The organism is Paraburkholderia kirstenboschensis, from assembly GCF_032806925.1.
GTDB lineage: Bacteria > Pseudomonadota > Gammaproteobacteria > Burkholderiales > Burkholderiaceae > Paraburkholderia > Paraburkholderia kirstenboschensis.
Window position 1 is genome coordinate 2,813,823 of the sequence record NZ_CP136513.1, and the last position, 19,014, is coordinate 2,832,836.

Annotated in this window: 14 protein-coding genes, 1 tRNA gene and 2 pseudogenes; 9 read left to right on the plus strand and 8 right to left on the minus strand. The window is 61.3% G+C overall.

The window, feature by feature from the left end:
* Positions 1-17: 17 nt before the first annotated feature.
* The 5 genes and pseudogenes from RW095_RS35310 to RW095_RS41600 form a co-directional block, all read left to right on the plus strand.
* Positions 18-218 (plus strand): hypothetical protein, encoded by a 201-nt coding sequence (locus RW095_RS35310; RefSeq protein WP_128584204.1) that lies wholly within the window; start codon positions 18-20, stop codon positions 216-218.
* A gap of 35 nt (positions 219-253) precedes the next feature.
* The gene (gene dbpA, locus RW095_RS35315) at positions 254-1,657 is read left to right on the plus strand and encodes an ATP-dependent RNA helicase DbpA (protein ID WP_317020398.1); all 1,404 of its coding nucleotides are present in this window, start codon (positions 254-256) and stop codon (positions 1,655-1,657) included.
* Between the two features lie 398 nt (positions 1,658-2,055).
* Entirely contained in the window at positions 2,056-3,210 is a 1,155-nt protein-coding gene (locus RW095_RS35320) for a pyridoxal phosphate-dependent aminotransferase (protein ID WP_317020399.1), read from the plus strand.
* A 120-nt stretch (positions 3,211-3,330) separates the two neighbouring features.
* The gene (locus RW095_RS35325) at positions 3,331-4,125 is read left to right on the plus strand and encodes an ABC transporter substrate-binding protein (protein ID WP_317020400.1); all 795 of its coding nucleotides are present in this window, start codon (positions 3,331-3,333) and stop codon (positions 4,123-4,125) included.
* Positions 4,126-4,135: 10 nt separating this feature from the next.
* A pseudogene (locus tag RW095_RS41600) lies at positions 4,136-4,257 on the plus strand (AraC family transcriptional regulator); the annotation flags it as partial.
* 2 nt (positions 4,258-4,259) lie between these two features.
* Here RW095_RS41600 and RW095_RS35330 read toward each other — a convergent pair.
* The 6 genes and pseudogenes from RW095_RS35330 to RW095_RS35355 form a co-directional block, all read right to left on the minus strand.
* Positions 4,260-4,419, minus strand: a pseudogene (locus RW095_RS35330) (LysE family transporter); the annotation flags it as partial.
* 14 nt (positions 4,420-4,433) lie between these two features.
* A complete protein-coding gene (locus RW095_RS35335) occupies positions 4,434-5,504 on the minus strand; it encodes a rhodanese-like domain-containing protein (RefSeq protein ID WP_317022787.1) in 1,071 nt (356 codons plus the stop codon).
* A 76-nt stretch (positions 5,505-5,580) separates the two neighbouring features.
* Complete coding sequence (locus RW095_RS35340; protein ID WP_317020401.1) at positions 5,581-6,234, minus strand: peroxiredoxin; 654 nt, start codon at positions 6,232-6,234, stop codon at positions 5,581-5,583.
* A 287-nt stretch (positions 6,235-6,521) separates the two neighbouring features.
* Positions 6,522-7,208: a Fe2+-dependent dioxygenase gene (locus RW095_RS35345; RefSeq protein ID WP_317020402.1), complete on the minus strand. Its 687-nt coding sequence runs from the start codon at positions 7,206-7,208 to the stop codon at positions 6,522-6,524.
* A gap of 101 nt (positions 7,209-7,309) precedes the next feature.
* Complete coding sequence (locus RW095_RS35350) at positions 7,310-9,523, minus strand: TonB-dependent receptor (RefSeq protein ID WP_317020403.1); 2,214 nt, start codon at positions 9,521-9,523, stop codon at positions 7,310-7,312.
* Between the two features lie 362 nt (positions 9,524-9,885).
* Positions 9,886-9,961 (minus strand) — tRNA-Lys (locus RW095_RS35355).
* Between the two features lie 199 nt (positions 9,962-10,160).
* On the opposite strand from RW095_RS35355, the gene RW095_RS35360 reads away from it, so the two are divergent.
* Together RW095_RS35360 and RW095_RS35365 are read left to right on the plus strand one after the other, a co-directional pair.
* Positions 10,161-10,565 carry a PaaI family thioesterase gene (locus RW095_RS35360; protein WP_317020404.1) on the plus strand — a complete coding sequence of 135 codons (405 nt, stop codon included), beginning with the start codon at positions 10,161-10,163 and terminating at the stop codon, positions 10,563-10,565.
* A 34-nt stretch (positions 10,566-10,599) separates the two neighbouring features.
* On the plus strand, positions 10,600-11,463 hold the full coding sequence (locus tag RW095_RS35365) for a patatin-like phospholipase family protein (protein WP_317020405.1): 864 nt from the start codon (positions 10,600-10,602) through the stop codon (positions 11,461-11,463).
* Here RW095_RS35365 and RW095_RS35370 read toward each other — a convergent pair.
* Positions 11,460-12,473, minus strand: a complete 1,014-nt coding sequence (locus tag RW095_RS35370; protein ID WP_317020406.1) for a D-2-hydroxyacid dehydrogenase family protein — start codon at positions 12,471-12,473, stop codon at positions 11,460-11,462. The genes RW095_RS35365 and RW095_RS35370 overlap by 4 nt on opposite strands.
* Before the next feature lie 373 nt (positions 12,474-12,846).
* On the opposite strand from RW095_RS35370, the gene RW095_RS35375 reads away from it, so the two are divergent.
* Both RW095_RS35375 and RW095_RS35380 read left to right on the plus strand, forming a co-directional pair.
* Positions 12,847-14,715 (plus strand): phosphoenolpyruvate carboxykinase (GTP), encoded by a 1,869-nt coding sequence (locus tag RW095_RS35375; RefSeq protein WP_317020407.1) that lies wholly within the window; start codon positions 12,847-12,849, stop codon positions 14,713-14,715.
* Positions 14,716-15,068: 353 nt separating this feature from the next.
* The gene (locus RW095_RS35380; protein ID WP_317020408.1) at positions 15,069-16,172 is read left to right on the plus strand and encodes a LysR family transcriptional regulator; all 1,104 of its coding nucleotides are present in this window, start codon (positions 15,069-15,071) and stop codon (positions 16,170-16,172) included.
* A 155-nt stretch (positions 16,173-16,327) separates the two neighbouring features.
* Here RW095_RS35380 and RW095_RS35385 read toward each other — a convergent pair whose 3' ends face one another.
* Positions 16,328-18,997, minus strand: coding sequence for a DNA topoisomerase III (locus RW095_RS35385; protein ID WP_317020409.1), 2,670 nt, complete (start codon positions 18,995-18,997; stop codon positions 16,328-16,330).
* Positions 18,998-19,014: the final 17 nt, after the last annotated feature.

The window sequence follows — 19,014 nt, forward strand, 5'->3', positions numbered from 1 at the left end:
CCAGTTGGAGAAGCAACGTGTTCACATGTAGAAATCAGTCCTGCGGCGCACAGTGGGAGCAGTCAGACGTCGTCATCAAGAACGAGGGACAGGGTCTGCTATTCCGTTGCCCGATGTGCGGCGCGCGCAACTATGTCGAGCGTTTTGAAGGGGACGACGGCTCGGTGCTGTACGAGCAGATGGAAGGCCGCCCCTTTCCCGGCCCCGTGGCCGAATAGTCTCTCGCCTTCAGCCGACAACGAGTCATCATCTTATGAACAGTCACACCACCGCCGGCGCTCCGTTTAGTCAGTTGCCGCTGCCGTCCGCCGCGCTCGCGAATCTTACGCAACTCGGCTATGTCGAGATGACGCCCATCCAGGCTGCGAGCTTGCCCATCGCGCTCGCCGGCCACGATCTGATCGCGCAGGCGAAAACCGGCAGCGGCAAGACCGCGGCGTTTTCGCTGGCGCTGCTCGCGCGTCTCGACGTGCGCAACTTCGCCGTGCAGGCCATGGTGCTATGTCCGACGCGCGAACTCGCCGATCAGGTCACGCAGGAGATCCGCCGTCTCGCGCGCGCGGAAGAAAACATCAAGGTGCTGACCTTGTGCGGCGGCACGCCGATGCGTCCGCAAACCGCGAGCCTCGAACACGGCGCGCATATCGTCGTCGGCACGCCGGGCCGCATCATGGATCACCTCGAGCGCGGCAGCCTGCCTCTGCAGTCGCTGAACACGCTCGTGCTGGACGAAGCCGACCGCATGCTCGACATGGGTTTCTTCGACGACATCGCGACGGTCGTCAAGCAATGTCCGAAGGAGCGGCAGACGCTGCTTTTCTCGGCCACCTACCCTGAAGGTATCGTCAAGCTCAGTCAGCAATTCCTACGGAATCCGAAGGAAGTGAAGCTTGCCGAACGGCACGACAATACGAAGATCCGCCAACGCTTCTATGAAGTGACCGAGGACGAACGTCTGCATGCCGTCGGCCTGTTGTTGAACCACTATCGCCCGGTGAGCACGCTGGCTTTCTGCAATACCAAGCAGCAATGCCGCGATCTGCTGGACGTTTTGCGCGCCCAGGGTTTTCATGCGCTCGCGCTGCATGGCGAACTCGATCAACGCGAACGCGATCAGGTGCTGATCCAGTTTGCAAACCGCAGCTGCTCGGTGCTGGTCGCGACCGACGTCGCGGCGCGTGGCCTCGACATCGCGCAACTGGAAGCAGTGATCAACGTCGACGTAACGCCCGATCCGGAGGTGCATGTGCATCGTATTGGCCGCACGGGGCGTGCCGATCAGGAGGGCTGGGCGTTGAGCCTCGCGAGCATGAACGAGATGGGGCGCGTCGGCAGTCTGGAGCAGGCGCAAAAGCGCGAAGTCGAATGGCACAAGCTCTCCGAACTGACGGCGGCCAGCAATGAGCCGCTATTGCCGCCGATGGAAACGCTGCAGATTCTCGGCGGCCGCAAGGAGAAAATCCGTCCCGGCGACGTGCTCGGCGCGCTGACTGGCGAGGCGGGTTTCGCCGGCTCCCAGATAGGCAAGATCAACGTGACCGAGATGTCGACATATGTGGCGATCGAACGCAGCGTTGCGCGAGACGCGGTGCGCAAGCTGAGCGCGGGCAAGGTGAAGGGCAAGAAGGTCAAGGTCCGCTTGATGGACGACGCCTGATTCAGCGGCAAAGTGGCGAGGGCGGCGCGTCCGCATAGGTATGCCGACCGCTCCCGCCGCGACCATTGCTGCGGCGCATCGGCTCGGCCCTGCGTCGCGCGGCCCGCCTATTCCGCTTACGCTGCGCCCGCAGTCGCATCACCTCCGGTCATACCTCGAAGATTTTCATCTTCAGCCGTGGGTGCTTCTTTCTCCCGTTGAATTCCACCTGCGGCCGCTTCCAAGGGCGGGCGCGGTCTTGCGGGTCATGACATAAATGCATGCCGCCCATGACAAAGTTTCGATTGTGACGGTTCTTTGGCTGATGCCTAATCACTCAACCGGCACTCGACCGGAATGTACGGCCGCGCGATCCGCGGCCGCCAATCCGCCGCCGGATGGAGATAGGGAGAAGCCTTATGCAGAGCGCTACGCAAGCCCGCTCGAAATTGCCTGACGTTGGCACGACAATCTTCACAGTGATCGGTCAACTGGCCGCACAACACGATGCGCTGAACCTGTCGCAAGGCGCGCCGAACTTCGCGCCGGACGCGAAGCTGGTCGACGGCGTCGCGCAGGCTATGCGCGCCGGCCATAACCAGTACGCGCCGATGGCCGGCATCGCGGCGCTGCGCGAAGCGCTCGCCGACAAAGTGCAAACCCTCTACGGCGTGCGCTACGACCCGGCGAGCGAAGTAACGGTGATCGCGAGCGCGAGCGAAGGCCTTTATTCGACGATCAGTGCGCTGGTGCACCCAGGCGACGAAGTGATTTACTTCGAGCCTTCGTTCGACAGCTATGGGCCGATCGTTCGGCTGCAAGGCGCGACGCCCGTGCCGATCAAGTTGTCGCTGAGCGATTTTCGTGTGAACTGGGACGAGGTCGCCGCCGCGATCACGCCGAACACTCGCATGATCATCATCAACACGCCGCACAATCCGACTGCGACCGTATTCAGCGAGGCCGACGTCGCGCGATTGAAAGCGATTACGCGCAACACGGACATTGTGATTCTCGCCGACGAGGTCTACGAACACGTGGTGTTCGACGGCGCGAAACATCAGAGCATGGCGTGCCATAGCGAACTGGCGGAACGCAGCGTCATCGTGTCGTCGTTTGGCAAGTCGTATCACGTCACCGGCTGGCGCGTCGGCTATTGCCTCGCCCCCGCTGAGCTGATGAACGAGATCCGCAAAGTGCATCAGTTCATGGTGTTTTCCGCCGATACACCGATGCAGTACGCGTTCGTCGACGCATTGTCCAATCGCGAAAGTTACCTCGGCCTGTCCGCGTTCTATCAGCAAAAGCGCGATCTGCTCGCGCATGCGCTTTCCGAATCGCGCTTCGAACTGTTGCCGAGCGAGGGCAGCTTCTTTATGCTTGCGCGTTTTCGTGGATTTTCCGACGAGAGCGATAGCGATTTCGTGTTACGCCTGATTCGCGATGCGCGCGTCGCGACGATTCCGCTGTCCGCGTTTTACAGCGACGGCACCGATTCGGGCCTGATTCGCCTGAGTTTTTCGAAGGACGACGCAACGCTGATTGAAGGCGCGCGCCGTTTATGCGAGATCTGATAATTGACTGCACGTCGGCGCGACGGCGGTGTATTTTGAACGCAGTATGATCGTCGCGCGGTTTCACATCCACACTATGCGTGCTCGCACTACAACGAAACCGAAGAGAAGGGACCTGCTATGAAATTGCTCAAGCCTCTATTGGCGCTGGCCTGCGCATTCGCATCGGTGGCGGCCTCGTCTGCTGCCGTTGCCGCCGATACATCGACGCTGCGTTTCGGGCTCGAAGCGCAGTATCCGCCGTTCGAATCCAAGGGTCCTAACGGCGAATTGCAAGGTCTCGACATCGACGTCGGCAATGCTGTGTGCGTCGCCGCGCATATGACGTGCAAGTGGGTCGAGACGTCGTTCGACGGTTTGATACCTGCGCTGCAAGGCCGCAAATTCGACGCGATCAATTCGGCCATGAACGCAACGGAACAGCGCCGCCAGACGATCGACTTCACCACGGTTGTCTATCGCGTGCCGACGCAACTGATCGCAAAGCGCGACAGCGGACTGCTGCCGACGCCCGAATTGTTGAAAGGCAAACGGGTGGGGGTATTGCAGGCGTCGATTCAGGAGACGTTCGCGAAGACGCATTGGGAACCGGCTGGCGTCACCGTCGTGCCGTATCAGGATCAGAACCAGGTGTACACGGACCTCGTCGCGGGGCGTCTCGACGCAACGCTCGTGCTGGCGCCGGCGGGACAAACCGGTTTTCTTTCGAAGCCCAATGGCAAGGACTACGCGTTCGTCGGACAGCCTGTGCGTGACGACAAGATTCTGGGCAGCGGTATCGCATACGGCATCCGCAAAGGCGACACGGCGCTGCGCGAGCGGCTGAACGCAGCGATTGCAAAGGTGCAGGCCGACGGCACCGTGAAAACGCTCGCGGCGAAGTACCTGGGCAATATCGACATTTCGGCGAAGTAACGCTTTCGGCTCACGGGAAACGTTCTCAATCGGCGCGGTCACAGGTGGACGCAGTTTTACGTGAATCCCCACGCGCGCAAATGGACCGGCGCGCGTGCAGTTGTCCTGATGAATCCGGACGATGTTCACGCGTGAAACGCGAGCCCGGCCCATTTGACGATGCTGATGAGATTGGGGGAAATGCACTAGCAGTTCATGCAGACCCAGGCCGATCAGCAGAAGCAACAATGTGCAGCCGACGGTCGTGCCGCTGACGTGACACAGGCTCGCGGCGAAGCCGTGCTGTGCGCCGGCGATCTTTCTGCCGTCTACATCCCGGCGTTTTCGACAACGCGGCCTTCCGCGCGCCAACGCAGCATGCCGCCCGCGAGATTCGCAACGTCGTTGAATCCCGCTTGCCGCAGTATCACCGTGGCTTGCGCCGAACGGCCGCCCGCGCGGCACACCGCGACGATCGGGCGCTCTTTCCCGAGCTCAGTCGCACGTGCGGCCAGATCGCCGAGTGAAATAAGCCGGGCCGCGGGAATGCGGCCAAGTGGTCCATTGAATTCATCCGGCTCGCGCACGTCGACGATTTGCACAGCGCGCAGATTGTCCTCGAGCCATTGCGGGCTGATTTCCCAGATGCCTGCAAAGGTGTACGCGAGCGGCGCCCAATCCGGTTCGGCAGCCTGCGTCGGGTCGCTCGCGGCGACGCCGCACTTGAGGTTCGCCGGCACCGCGATGTCGATCTGCTTCGGATGCGGCAGACGCAGGTTCGTCACGTATCCGACAAAATCGTCTTCGCATAGCTCACCGCCCAGGCGCGGATTGAAACGCCGCTCTTCGCCGACACTCGTGACAGTTAAGCCGCGATAGTCGTGGGCCGGGTAAAGCAGGCATGTTTCCGGCTGACTGAATATCTGGTTCTGGACTGCGCGGAACATCGCGCGCGCGTCGCCGTGCTGGAAATCGGTGCGGCCCGTGCCTCTTATCAGCAGGCAATCGCCGGTGAACATCATGCTGCCGTCGTCGAGGGCGAGGCTGATGCAGCCGTCTGTGTGGCCGGGCGTCGCGCGAACTTCGAGGTGGCGTGAGCCGAACGCGCAGTGCTCTCCGTGGCTCAGATAGCGGTCGGCGCCTTGGGCGCCGCTCGCAGCCGATATCGCAATCTGGCTACCTGTGCGGCGTTTGAGCATCCACGCACCGGTTACATGATCGGCGTGCACGTGCGTGTCGATCGTATATAGCAGGCGCAGCCCGAGTTCCTCGATGAGCGCGGTATCGCGGCGCACCTGCTCGAAAACCGGATCGATGAGAATCGCCTCCTGCGTTGCGCTATCGGCGAGAAGATAGGTGTACGTCGACGATTGCTGGTCGAATAGCTGCCGGAAGATCAACACGATTTTGCTCCGTGGCCCGCATCGTCGAAAAAACCGGGCGCATGCAATGCGCCCGGTTCACTGCACCGCAAAATTACTGCGGCTGTGTGACGAACCGCAGATAAGGCTTCACGGTCTTGAATCCTTCGGGGTATTTCTTCATCGCGTCATCGTTCGAAACGGATGTCGGAATGATGACATCGTCACCGGGCTTCCAGTTCACGGGCGTCGCCACCGTATGCTTTGCGTTTAGCTGCAGCGAATCGAGCAGACGCAGTACTTCGTCGAAGTTGCGCCCTGCGCTCATTGGATACACCAGCATCGCCTTGACCTTCTTGTCCGGCCCGATGATGAACACCGAGCGTACCGTTGCGTTGTCGGCCGCGGTGCGCGTGCCGCCGCTCGCGTTCGGATGGATCATGTCGTAGAGCTTCGCCACATTCAGGTCCGCATCGCCGATGAGCGGGTAGTTGACCGCGTGGCCCTGCGTCTCTTCGATATCCTTCACCCAGTTCTGGTGATCGCTGACGGGGTCGACGCTCAGGCCGATGATCTTCGTATTGCGCTTGTCGAATTCCGGCTTGAGCCCGGCCATATAGCCAAGCTCAGTGGTGCATACAGGCGTGAAATCTTTCGGATGCGAAAATAGAATCACCCAATGGTCGCCGATCCATTCGTGGAAATGAATCGCGCCTTCGGTGGTTTCGGCAGTGAAATCGGGGGCTTCTTCTCCAAGTCGAATAGACATCGTCATCCTCCATGAGAGTGCGCCGGGCACTGACGCCGCTTGTCGAAGAGGCGGTCCCCGGGCTGCCTGACCGTTCGATCAGGCGATTGCTTGACTCACGATCAGCCTCCTGCCGGTTGGACTGTATTTGCGCGGGAGGACCATGCGAACGCAGCGAATGCAGAACTTTTCGCTGGATGCTGTGAAGCCGAAAATACCGATGCGCTACGCGTCGCGCTTAAAGCGTAGGACAAAAATGCGCATTGCTCTAGTCAGCTTGCAGGGCAAATCCGCCGTTCAGTACGGACCTACGTCTCGCTCCACATGCGCAGCAGGTTGTGATAGCAGCCGACGAGCGTGCGACGCGCGGCATCGTCCGCGTTCGACGCATTCAGACGCTGGATTGCGCCGTCCATGTCGAACAGCATCGCACGCTGTGTATCGTCGCGCACGAGGCTTTGCACCCAGAAGAAACTCGACACGCGCGCACCGCGCGTTACGGGTCGCACCTGGTGCAGACTGGTGCCGGGGTAAACGATTGCATGGCCGGCGGGCAGCTTCACTTCCTGTACGCCGAAGGTATCTTCTATCAGCAGTTCGCCGCCGTCGTATTCGTCGGGAGGCGTGAGGAAGAGTGTGACCGATACGTCCGTGCGCACGCGCGCGCCGCTGCCGGGCACGAGACGAATGGCGCCGTCCACATGGCTGCCGAAATGCATGCCGCCTTCATAGCGGTTGAACAGCGGCGGATAAACCTTGTTGGGCAGCACCGCGCTGATAAAGAGCGGATGCCGCTCGAGCGCCGCGATGATCCGGTCGCCCAATTCCAGCGCAATCGGCGAACCTTCCGCGATCTGCTGGTTACGCTTGACTGGCGCGCCCTGATAGCCGGCCGTCGCGCGGCCGTCCACCCACGCGTCCGTCGACGCTTCGAGATGCGCGCGCATTGCGGCGGCGTCGGCGGGGCTGAATACGTCGGGAATCGAGACAATCATGGTTGGACTTTCCTGCGAAACCGCGCGCTTTTCCGCTGCGTGACAGAGCGGGCATCAGCAAAGCGCGCGGCGTGCGTGACGTTGGTCGCCGGTTCCGGCGATCAGAAGAACCGGTAGTTTAACGTCGCGAGGAACGTGCGGCCGTTGCCTGGCACCGCGCGTCCGCCGTCCGACGGAATCAGCGCGTCGTAGTAGTTCTTGTCCGTCATGTTCAGCACGTTGAACTGGACGTCGTACTTTTTCGCGTGATACGCGGCCATTGCATCCCACCGCGTGTAGCCGCCGACCTTCACGAAATTGTTGTTCGCGGCATAACGCGACGATGTGTAGATCGGGCCGCCGCCAATTTCCCAATGCGGCGTGAACGCATACGTCGTCCACAGTGTCAGCATGTTGCGCGGCGTGTTCGCTGGCGTCTTGCCGGTCGTGCCGTCCAGCGCCTTCAGGATTGTCGCGTCCGTGTACGTGTAGCCGCCGAACACTTGCCACTTGTCGGTGATGTGGCCCGCGAGGCCAAGCTGATAGCCACGTACGCGGACGTCGCCGTTGAGCGTGTAACTGCCGTCCGCATTCAGCGTGCGCGCGTTCGTCTTCTCGATGTTGAAGAGCGATTGGGTGACGGACAGGCCGCCGCCCAGCAGATCCCACTTTGCGCCCACCTCATACGACTTGTTGTGCTCGGGCGGCAGGCTCTGCGTGTTGTTCGTGAGTGTGAGCGCTTCGAGCGACGGATTGAACGACGTACCGTACGACACGTAGTAAGACTGCCAGTCGGCTGGCTGCCAGATCACGCCGCCGCGAACGCTCGTGAAGTAGTTGGTTTGGGTGGCGTACGAAGGCAAATTGATCGAGTTATGAATCGACGCTTCGTAGCGGTCCCAGCGAAGGCCGCCCACGATCTTCCAATGTTCGCCGACCGAAACGGTGTCGTTCGCGTAGATGCCGACGCCGTTCGCACTCGACTCCGCAAGGTTCGTCGCGACGGTTTTCGCATTCGAAGGGCGCGTCGTATAAGTCGGATCGACGAGCGGCACGATGGCGATCGTGTTCGACGGCAGGCCCGGCGTCGTGGTGGCGAAACTCTGGTTACTGTACGTCTCGTGGCTCAGATCGACGCCCGCGACGACATCGTGCTTGATGAAGCCGGTGTTGAACTTTGCCTCGACGTCCGTCGAGTTGTAGACCGAGTGGTCGTTGATGTTGCGGTCCTTGCCCTGCAGCTTCACGAACAGTCGCGACGGATCGATAGTCGTGTAGTTGCCGTTGGTCAATGCCGTGGACGTCGGCAGCGGACCTGTGAGCACCGACGCCGCGTTCGTCGCGCGCGCCTCCGTGCTGTAGTGGCTGAACTGGGTCTGGTTGCGCAGCTTGAGGTTGTCGTTGAAGCGGTGTTCGATGCGGGCGTTCAGCGTCTGCACGTCCTGAATCGTGCGGTCGTCGGTGAAGCCGTAGAACGTGCCGCGATTCACCGGCGCGGGATGGCCGTTGAGCGCAGGAATGCCGTAGTCGGGCTGATCGCGGTTGTGCTGGATCAGCGCGGACAGCGTGATTTCCGTCGGCGTGCCGATGCCGAATTTCACTTCGGGTGCGACGCCGTAGTCCTTGCTCTTCATCACGTCGCGCGACGAGCCCAGGCTTTGGCCGAACGCGTTGATCCGGAATGCGGAGGTCGAGGTGATCGGCGTGTCCACGTCGAGCGTCGTGCGGTAGCGGTCGTGCGTGCCGGCCTGCACGGAGACATCGGCGCGGGGTTTGAGCGTCGGTTGCTTGCTGACCTGATTGATGACGCCGCCCGTGGAGCCTCGGCCGAAGTAGAGGGACGACGGGCCGTACAGCACGTCGATCGATTCGAGGTTGAACGTGTCGCGATAGTACTGGCCACGATCGCGGAAACTGTCGAGGTAGATGTCGGTGCGCGCCGAGAAGCCGCGCAGGTTGATGTTGTTGCCGATCTGCCCGCCTTCGGCGGCACCGATCGTGATGCCCGGCACGTTGCGCAGCGCGTCGGTGAAGGAACTCGCGGCCTGCGATTGCAGCACGGCCTTCGGCACCACCACTGCGGCTTGCGGAATGTCGCGCAGCGCGGTCGGCACTTTTGCGCCGACGCTCGACACGTCAGGCGCGAAATCCGCGGACGGGCTGTTTTGACCCGTCACCTTGACGGTGGGCAATGTGGCGCTTTCCGCGCTCGCGCTCGAAGCGGAGGCGGGTGACGTCGGCTGGGCGCCGGTCGCGGGCGTTGCGGTCGATTGAGCGTAGAGCGGCGTCGCGAACGCGACCAGAACGGCCGCCGCGAGAGGCGTGTTTCGGAACATCGATAACCCTGTCGTTGTCGCTATTTTTCTGATTCGACGGATGCCAACGCCCATTGCGGCACCGACAGGCGGACTGTCTGCCTCACGAGGTTACGGACCCATCGTCTTATTCTCAAATGAGAATCAGTATCATTACACGGATGATAATTGTTCGCAATAATCCGTTACGCATGCGAAATTTTTGTGCGAGCGAATCGGGGTTGCGGTTTCGGGGCGACGGTGGGCGGCGGGGGCGTGGGTTGGAGAGCTGGTGCTTTTCCGGAGCTCTAGAGAGAGTGAAGAGGCGCTACTGCCTGCCCCGGGCGCGCATCAGCAAACGAAAAAGGCCGGTTAGCTTTCGCTAACCGGCCTTTCAAATTCTTTGGTGGGGCGTGAGTGACTCGAACACTCGACCTACGGATTAAGAGTCCGCTGCTCTACCAACTGAGCTAACGCCCCAACAGAAGCGAAATTATGCAGCATGTTCGAACCATTGCCAAGCCCCCTTTAGCAGATTTCTTAAAAATACGGTGTCGTTCCGGTAGAGCCATCGCTCGCCAAAACGGGCGCCCGCGAGAACGCGCCGCCTTGACGTCCCGGTATCATGTCGCGGACACTCGCCGCTCATGCGTCGCGCGGCATTCAACTGGGAATTGCCATGGATGACAAAGAGATCACCGAATTGCTCGACCGCGTCCTCGCGCCCTGGGTCCGAGCGCTGACGCTGACCCCCGTGAAGGTCGACGCCGACAGCGCGACGCTTCGCCTGCCTTTTTCGGGCGAACTGCGCCATTCAGGTGGCGTCATCTGCGGACAGGTGTTCATGGCGGCGGCCGACACCGCGATGATCGTCGCCATTTCGGCCGCGCTCGGCGGCTTCAAGCCGATGACAACCGTGTCGCTCAACATCAGCTTCATGCGCGCTGTGCGCAACGGCGATGTGCTGATCACCGCCCGCGTGCTGCGGCTCGGCCGCAATCTCGTGTTCGGCGAAGTCGAGTTGCTGGACGAGACCGGCAACATGGCGGTTCACGCAACCACTACTTACGCGTTGCTCGCATAAAACCGCTCGCCAGACAGCATTAGAGGATATCGAGATGTTCGACCAGGTTGTGTTCGCGGGCGGCGGCAATCGCTGCTGGTGGCAGGCGGGTTTCTGGGACGTCGTGCAACCGGAGTTGCGCATCCGCCCGCGCGTGATCGCCGGCATTTCGGCCGGCGCCGCGACCGCGTGCATGCTTTACACGCGCGATTCACAATGGGTCATGCGCTATTACGAAGAGGCGCTACGTCACAATTCACGCAACGCCTATTGGGGCAATCTGCTCCGCGGCGAGTCGGTGTTTCCGCACTACCGCATCTATCGTCAGGCGCTGCTCGACATTTACGGTGAGAAGTTTTCGTCACTCGCCGAAGCGCCGGAAATTCGCATCGGCGTTTCGCATCTGCCGCGCTGGTTGGGCGCGCGCAGCGCGGTGGCGGCCGGCCTGATCGCGTACAACATCGAAAAATACGTGCGTAAGACGCTGCACCCTACGTTGGGTCAGACGCTCGGCTTTCATCCGGAATTCGTGCGTGCGCAAGATTGCGCGACCGTCGAAGATCTTGCGGACCTGATCCTCCAGTCGTCGAGCACGCCGCCTTTCACGCCGGTCTTGCGGCGCAACGGCCGCCCGGTGCTCGACGGCGGAATGGTCGACAACGTGCCCGTCGGTGCGCTCGACGCCGACGCGCCCGGTAACGTGCTCGTGATGGTCACGCGCCTCTATCCGCGGCCGCAGATGTTCGTCGTGCCGCGCGGCGTGCAGCAACGGCTTTACGTGCAGCCGTCGCGCAAAGTGCCGATTTCGAGCTGGGACTACACGAGTCCTTCGCAGATGGTGCATGCATACAACCTCGGCCGCGCTGACGGCGAGGCGTTTCTCGAACGCATGCCCGATCTGCTAGAAATCGCCGCTTAACGTCGGCGTCCGCCCTGCAATGCTTCGGGATTTGCCACGCTGGCGGTGTCGCCGGCGTCGAAAGCCAGGATGTTCCGGAACGCCGCGCTGAAGTAGAGCTCGTAGCTCTCGCGCTCGACATAGCCGATGTGCGGCGTGCAAATCACGTTCTCCATGCGCAGCAGGCTGTAGCCTTGCAGAATCGGCTCGCTTTCATATACGTCGATCGCGACCATGCCCGGACGGTTGTGCGAGAGCGCATTGACCAGCGCGTTTTCGTCGAGCAGTTCGGCGCGGCTCGTGTTCACGAGCAACGCGGTCGGCTTCATCCGCATCAGGGCTTCCTGCTTGACGATGCCGCGCGTGTCGTCATGCAAACGAAGATGCAGCGACAGCACGTCGCTCTGCTCGAACAGCGCTTCGCGGCTCTCGGCCACGCCGTAACCATCCTCGCGAGCGGCTTCGCGCGAATGCTCGCGGCCCCAGATCAGCACGTTCATGCCGAACGCCTTGCCATAGCCGGCAACGAGCCGCCCAATCTTGCCGTAGCCCCAGATGCCGAGCGTCTGACCGCGCAACACCTGGCCCAAACCAAAATTCGGCGGCAGTGCTGAGGTCTTCAGACCCGACTGCTGCCAGGCGCCCTGCTTAAGGTTTGCTACGTATTGCGGAATGCGCCGCTGCGCCGCCATGATGAGAGCCCACGTGAGTTCGGCGGGCGCGATCGGTGAGCCGCTACCTTCCAGCACGGCGATACCGCGCTCGGTACAAGCGGCCAGATCGATGTGATTGGACACCTTGCCCGTCTGGCTGATCATGCGCAAACGAGGCAGTTTATCGAGGAGTTGCGAGCTGATGCGAGTGCGTTCCCGAATCAGGACAAGCGCGTCGACCTCCGAGAGACGGCTTGCCAGTTGGCCGAGTCCGCGGACGGTGTTGTTGAAAACTTTGACTTCATGGTCGGCCAGCAATTGAAAGCAGTCGAGCTTGCGAACGGCGTCCTGATAATCGTCGAGGATGGCAATCTTCATGGTATGTGTCTTGCGCCGCACCATGGTGGTGCGGAACGGAATGTTATGCTGACTGTCCCATCATGTGACCCAGGTCACATGGCGGTCTGGCTGATTGACTTACCGTAGAAGCTGCCGCAGAGAACGACAGCCTGACGGCAACGCCGATTGACATCGTTTTTAACAGTTTGTTGCGTGTTGAGGCAAGCCGCTTTACAGACGGTTGCAACGCCTGTCCAGCGCGTATCGGCCCAACAGACTGTGTTGAAGCCCGTGATGACCTGCGCAATTGCGCGTCGGTTTGTAGAACTGGCGCAACCAATTAAATGCCTCTCGCATGCAGCATCGCCGGGCTTGTACCGTTTTCCTATTCCCCACAAACGGAGACAAGTCGATGAATCATCCATCATTCGAAGGACAACCCACAGTCAAAGCGTCAGTAGAAGCGCCCCCGTGGGTTAAACATCGAAAACTGATCGACTGGGTCCAGCGCGTTGCCGCTATGACCAAGCCGGACAACATCGTCTGGTGCGACGGCTCGCAGGAAGAGTATGACCGGCTGTGCGCGCAGATGGTCGAAGCCGGCACGCTCAGAAAGCTCAATCCCGCCAAACGTCCGAACTCGTATCTCGCATGGTCCGATCCGTCCGACGTCGCGCGTGTCGAGGATCGCACGTTCATTTGTGCGCAACGCCCGGAAGACGCCGGCCCGACCAACAACTGGGTCGCGCCGCAAGAAATGCGCGAAACGCTCGACGGACTGTTCGACGGCGCGATGCGTGGCCGCACCATGTACGTTGTCCCGTTCTCCATGGGCCCGCTCGGTTCGCCGATCGCGCATATCGGCGTCGAACTGAGCGACAGCCCGTATGTAGTCACCAACATGCGCATCATGACGCGCATGGGCCGCAAGGTGTACGACGTGCTCGGCGAAGACGGCGAGTTCGTGCCATGCGTGCATTCGGTGGGCGCGCCGCTCGAGGCAGGCGCGAAAGACGTGCCTTGGCCGTGCAACCCGACCAAGTACATCGTTCATTTTCCTGAGACGCGCGAAATCTGGAGCTATGGCTCCGGCTACGGCGGCAACGCGTTGCTCGGCAAGAAGTGCTTCGCGCTGCGCATTGCATCGACGATGGGTCGCGACGAAGGCTGGCTTGCCGAGCATATGCTGATTCTCGGCGTGACCTCACCCGAGGGACGCAAACATCATGTGGCGGCGGCGTTTCCGTCGGCGTGCGGCAAAACCAACTTCGCGATGCTGATTCCGCCAGAAGGGTTGAACGGCTGGAAAATTTCCACCATCGGCGACGATATTGCATGGATCAAACCGGGCACGGACGGTCGCCTGTACGCGATCAATCCGGAGGCGGGCTACTTCGGCGTGGCCCCCGGCACGAGTGAAAAGACCAACTTCAACGCAATGGCCACGTTGAAGGAAAACGTGATTTTCACCAACGTGGCGCTCACCGACGAAGGCGACGTCTGGTGGGAAGGCATGACCGACGAACCGCCCGCGCACCTGATCGACTGGCAGGGCAAAGACTGGACACCGGCGAGCGCGAAGGAGAGCGGGCGCAAGGCGGCGCATCCGAATGCGCGCTTCACGGCGCCGGCGTCGCAATGTCCGTCTATCGATGCGGACTGGGAAAACCCCGCGGGCGTGCCGATCGACGCGTTCATCTTCGGTGGCCGCCGTTCGACGACCGTGCCGCTCGTCACGGAGGCGCGCAACTGGGTCGAGGGCGTCTATATGGCGGCGACCATGGGCTCTGAGACGACCGCCGCGGCCGCCGGCCAGCAGGGCGTGGTGCGGCGCGATCCGTTCGCGATGCTGCCGTTCTGCGGCTACAACATGAGCGAGTACTTCGGCCATTGGCTGAAAACCGGGGAGCGCTTGCAGCAGTTAAGCGCGAAGCTGCCGAAAATTTTCTGCGTCAACTGGTTCCGCAAGGGCGCCGACGGCAAGTTCGTCTGGCCGGGCTTCGGCGAAAACATGCGTGTGCTCGGCTGGATGGTCGGCCGCATCGAAGGCACCGCGCAGGGCGAAGAGCATGCATTTGGCATGTCGCCGCGGTACGAGGACGTCGACTGGAGCGGTTTGGATTTTAGCCGCGAGCAATTCAAGCAAGTCATTTCCGTCGACGACGCAGCCTGGCGCGCTGAGCTCGCGCTACACGCGGAACTCTTTGACACGTTGCAGCAAGGCTTGCCGCCCGCGCTGACCCAAGCAAAGAGCCAGCTGGAAAGCAAACTGGCCGCTTAGCCATGTGAGTGTTCACTCCGGATGTGGAAGCCGCCTTCTGGCGGCTTTTTGCTCTTCAGCCGCGTTGGGCGCGAGGCGCTCGCCCCCAGACGGCCCCAAAGCGGCCCGAAGCCGACCCGGTGTCTATTCGGGCAACGGCCTGTCCCAAGCTGCACCGCAGCACATTGTTTCTATTCGCGGAACAATCGACCGTCGCGCCCCACACTAGGGCGCACAGTCGCACGAAAACTGACGAAATTTCCGTTTTTGCGGGCAACTTCTGCACGATTGCGCGAGTCGTAGGAGAATCCCTAGTTCGCTTCCACTGGTTATCACCAATTGTCAGGAAGCCGTAACACGGCAGGAGTTGTCATATGGACCATTTGCAGTCGATGCGAGTTTTCGTCAAGGTGGCGGATCTCGGCAGTTTTGCCCGCGCCGCGAGCGCGATGGATATTTCCAACGCAGTTGCCACCCGTCACGTTGCCGACCTAGAGGGGCGTCTAGGCACGCGGCTGCTCAACAGAACAACTCGCAGCTTGTCCCTGACCGAGTCCGGTCAGGTTTATCTCGAGCGAGCGCGTCAGATTCTCGACGAACTCGAAGACGTCGAGCAGATGGTGGTCGCGCGAAATCACGAGCCCGTCGGCACTTTACGAATCGTCGCGCCGGTCGTGTTCGGCCTGCACAACCTGGCTCCGGTGCTGCAGACGTACGCGGAGCGCTATCCGAAAGTCATTCCCGACGTGACGCTGGTCGACCGTCAGGTCGATCTGGTCGAAGAAGGCTTCGACGTAGGTGTCGTCATTGCTCGGCAAATGCGCAGCGCGAGCATCGTCACGCGGCGTTTGACCACGGGTTGCATGACCGTATGCGCAACGCCCGCATATCTGGAGAAGCACGGCACGCCCACGCGTCCCGAGCATCTGGTGCAACATCCGTGCCTGAGCCTGCCATCCGAATATTGGGGCGATGAGCGCGTCTTTACGGGCCCGGAAGGCGAAGTGCGTGTGCGTCCGTCGAACGTGATCGTGGCAAACAATACGGAGATGCTGCGTCAGTTTGCGCTGCTCGGCATGGGCATCGCGATTCTGCCGAGTTATCTGATCGGCCGCGACATGACGCGCGGCAGACTGGTGCGCTTGCTCGGCGATTACCGTTTGCCGCAAGTCGAGATCAATATCGCGTATCCAAGCCGCCGTCACTTGCCCGCGAAGGTGCGCACGTTCATCGATCATCTGGTCGAGCATTTCAGCCAGACGCCGAACAGCCTGCTCGGTGAACAGTGGATCAAAGACGGCGTCGGGCGGCCGGCGTCGCAGGCGTCGTTTGAAGCGGCGGATTCGTCGATGCCGCCAGAAGCTTTTGACGGCGCCGAGCCGCTATCGCGACTGCTGGACAGCGAGCTGTCGCCGGTGCCGAAGACGTTGGCGAAGACTTCGAACCGCACGCGGCTCTCGGCGTTGACGCCACTGTAAAAGGCGTTGTTCCAGAGTGCAGGTCGCGCAGTACAAGCGCGTTCCGCAAGGCATAAAAAAAGCGCGGTCACCTTGGGTGATCGCGCTTTTTTTCATCAACTTCAGATCGGGCAGGCAGCGGCGCAGAGGCCGTACACGCCTGCCTCGCCGCTCGATCACGAGCCCGTCTTACGAGCCGCCGTCTTTTTGGCTGGCGCCTTCTTTGCCGCAGCGGTTTTGGTCGCCGGCGCCTTCTTTGCCGCGGCCTTTTTCGCGGCCGGGGCGGCCTTCACCGCGACCGCCGCTTCGTCTTCGTCCGACTCGAACTCTGCTCCCGCCTTTGCAGCTGACTTTGCCGCGGCGGTCTTCGCCGCCGTCTTGGCCGAGGGCTCTTTCTTCTCGAATTCGAAGCCGATCTTGCCGTCGTTCTGCTTGACGAGGAATGCCTTGAAGTTACGGCCGGTGCGCGACGACTTGAAGTTTGTCAGCAGGTCGGTGCGGCCTTCTTCGAGCAGCTTTGCCATCTGCTCACGCGTGATTTCCTGCTGCAGGATCACCTTGCCGGAGCGGAAGTCGCAAGTCTTCGGGCTCGCGACCGAGTTCTCGCAGACGTAGCTCATGCCGTGTTCGAACACGCGGCCCTTGCACTTCGGACATGCGCCCACCGGTTCCTGGTCGGAGAAGTCAGGCGGTTCGCCGTCTTCACCGCCCGCGTCCTGACCGAAGTCGAACTCGAGCTTGTAGTTCTTGATTTCGTCGTCGAGCGAAAGCTTGAGGATCGCCGAGAACGGACGGCCCATCTTGCTGCGAAAACCCGACAGCGGACCGATCGTCTTGTTCTTCAGCAGTTCCTCGACTTCCTCGATCTCGAACTGGCGGCCGCCAGGAATCTTCGAAATCGAGAACTCGCACTTCGAACACGCGAAGCGGCGGTAATTCTCTTTCACCTGACTGCCGCAGTTCGGACACGGCGTTTGCAACGTTGTGTAATCGCCGGGGATCGTATCCGAATCGTATTCTTTCGCGCGCTTGACGATGGTCTGCGTCATGCGGGCAATTTCCTGCATGAACGCGTCGCGCGGCAGGTTGCCGCGTTCCATTTGCGACAGCTTGTATTCCCACTCGCCCGTGAGCTCCGGCGCGGTCAATTCCTTTACACCGAGCCCGCGCAGCAATGTCATCAACTGAAAAGCCTTCGCAGTCGGAATCAGATCGCGGCCTTCGCGAATCAGATACTTCTCACCGAGCAGACCTTCGATGATCGCGGCGCGCGTGGCCGGCGTACCCAGCCCCTTTGCGGCCATCGCCTCGCGCAACTCGTCGTCTTCCACAAGCTTGCCCGCGCCTTCCATTGCGGACAGCAACGTGGCTTCGTTGTAGCGCGCAGGCGGCTTCGTCACGAGTTGCTGGGCGGCGATCTTGTCGGTCTTGACCTTCTCGTCCTTCTGCACCGGCACGAGGTTGGCATCTTCGCCGCTGATTTCGCGACCGTACACCTGCAACCAGCCCGGCTCGACCAGCACCTTGCCTTCGGTCTTGAAGTGATGACCGACCACTTCGGTAATGCGGGTGGTCACTTTGAATTCCGCTGCCGGGAAGAACACCGACAGGAAGCGCTTCACCACCAGATCGTAAAGCTTCTGTTCCGGCTCTGACAGATTCTTCGGCGCCTGCAGCGTGGGGATGATTGCGAAGTGGTCGCTGATCTTCGAGTTATCGAAGATGCGCTTGTTCGGCTTCACCCAGCCCTTATCGAGCACCTGCTTGGCAAACGGCAGATAGTTGTTGCTCTCCTTGAGCATGCCGAGCGTTTGCTTGACCGTATCCATATAGTCTTCGGGCAGCGCGCGCGCGTCGGTCCGCGGATAGGTCAGCACCTTGTGCTTTTCGTACAGCGCCTGCGCGAGGCCCAACGTGTTCTTGGCCGAGAAGCCGAAGCGGCCATTCGCTTCGCGCTGCAAGCTGGTCAGGTCGAAGAGCGCCGGTGACAGTTGCGTGGACGGCTTCGATTCCTCGCTCACCGTACCGATCTGGCCGCGACATGCGGCGACGATCGTCTCGGCCGCGGGCAGCGCCCACAGACGCGAGTCGCGCTTCTCCGGATCGAATTCGTCGCGCTTGAACTTCGGGTCGAACCAGCGGCCCTCGTAGAAACCGGCGGCACACACGAACTCCGCTTTCACTTCCCAGTAGTCACGCGGCACGAAGCGGCGAATTTTCTCTTCGCGTTCGACGACGATAGACAGCGTTGGCGTTTGCACTCGCCCGACCGTGGTCAGGAAGAAGCCGCCGCCCTTGCTGTTGAACGCGGTCATCGCACGGGTGCCGTTGATGCCGACGAGCCAGTCCGCTTCCGAGCGGCAGCGTGCGGCGTCGGCGAGCGGCTGCATTTCCTCGTCGCTGCGCAGGCGCGCGAAGCCGTCGCGGATTGCGGCCGGCGTCATGGATTGCAGCCACAGACGCTGGACTGGCTGCTTCGCTTTGGCGTGCTGCGCGATGAGGCGGAAAATCAGTTCGCCCTCGCGCCCCGCGTCGCATGCGTTGATGAGGCGGTCGATATCCTTGCGCTTGAGCAGCTTGGTCAGCACCTTGAGGCGCGACTCGCTCTTGGCGATCGGATTCAGATCGAAATGCGGCGGAATGACGGGCAGGTTGGCGAAACTCCACTTGCCGCGTTTGACCTCGTACTCGTCGGGCGCGGCGATTTCCAGCAGGTGACCCACTGCCGAAGAGAGCACGTACTCGTCGCTCTCGTAGTATTCGTCATGCTTGGCAAAACCGCCCAAAGCGCGCGCGATGTCGTTCGCGACGGAAGGCTTTTCTGCGATGATCAGTGCTTTGGACATGACTCGATGTGAGGTTG

Excerpts from the sequence above, each read along its gene's own strand:
- dbpA (WP_317020398.1), top strand. The coding sequence starts at position 254 with ATGAACAGTCACACCACCGCCGGCGCTCCGTTTAGTCAGTTGCCGCTG.
- RW095_RS35320 (WP_317020399.1), top strand. The coding sequence starts at position 2,056 with ATGCAGAGCGCTACGCAAGCCCGCTCGAAATTGCCTGACGTTGGCACG.
- RW095_RS35325 (WP_317020400.1), top strand. The coding sequence starts at position 3,331 with ATGAAATTGCTCAAGCCTCTATTGGCGCTGGCCTGCGCATTCGCATCG.
- RW095_RS35340 (WP_317020401.1), bottom strand. The coding sequence starts at position 6,234 with ATGTCTATTCGACTTGGAGAAGAAGCCCCCGATTTCACTGCCGAAACC.
- RW095_RS35345 (WP_317020402.1), bottom strand. The coding sequence starts at position 7,208 with ATGATTGTCTCGATTCCCGACGTATTCAGCCCCGCCGACGCCGCCGCA.
- RW095_RS35350 (WP_317020403.1), bottom strand. The coding sequence starts at position 9,523 with ATGTTCCGAAACACGCCTCTCGCGGCGGCCGTTCTGGTCGCGTTCGCG.
- RW095_RS35360 (WP_317020404.1), top strand. The coding sequence starts at position 10,161 with ATGGATGACAAAGAGATCACCGAATTGCTCGACCGCGTCCTCGCGCCC.
- RW095_RS35365 (WP_317020405.1), top strand. The coding sequence starts at position 10,600 with ATGTTCGACCAGGTTGTGTTCGCGGGCGGCGGCAATCGCTGCTGGTGG.
- RW095_RS35370 (WP_317020406.1), bottom strand. The coding sequence starts at position 12,473 with ATGAAGATTGCCATCCTCGACGATTATCAGGACGCCGTTCGCAAGCTC.
- RW095_RS35375 (WP_317020407.1), top strand. The coding sequence starts at position 12,847 with ATGAATCATCCATCATTCGAAGGACAACCCACAGTCAAAGCGTCAGTA.
- RW095_RS35380 (WP_317020408.1), top strand. The coding sequence starts at position 15,069 with ATGGACCATTTGCAGTCGATGCGAGTTTTCGTCAAGGTGGCGGATCTC.
- RW095_RS35385 (WP_317020409.1), bottom strand. The coding sequence starts at position 18,997 with ATGTCCAAAGCACTGATCATCGCAGAAAAGCCTTCCGTCGCGAACGAC.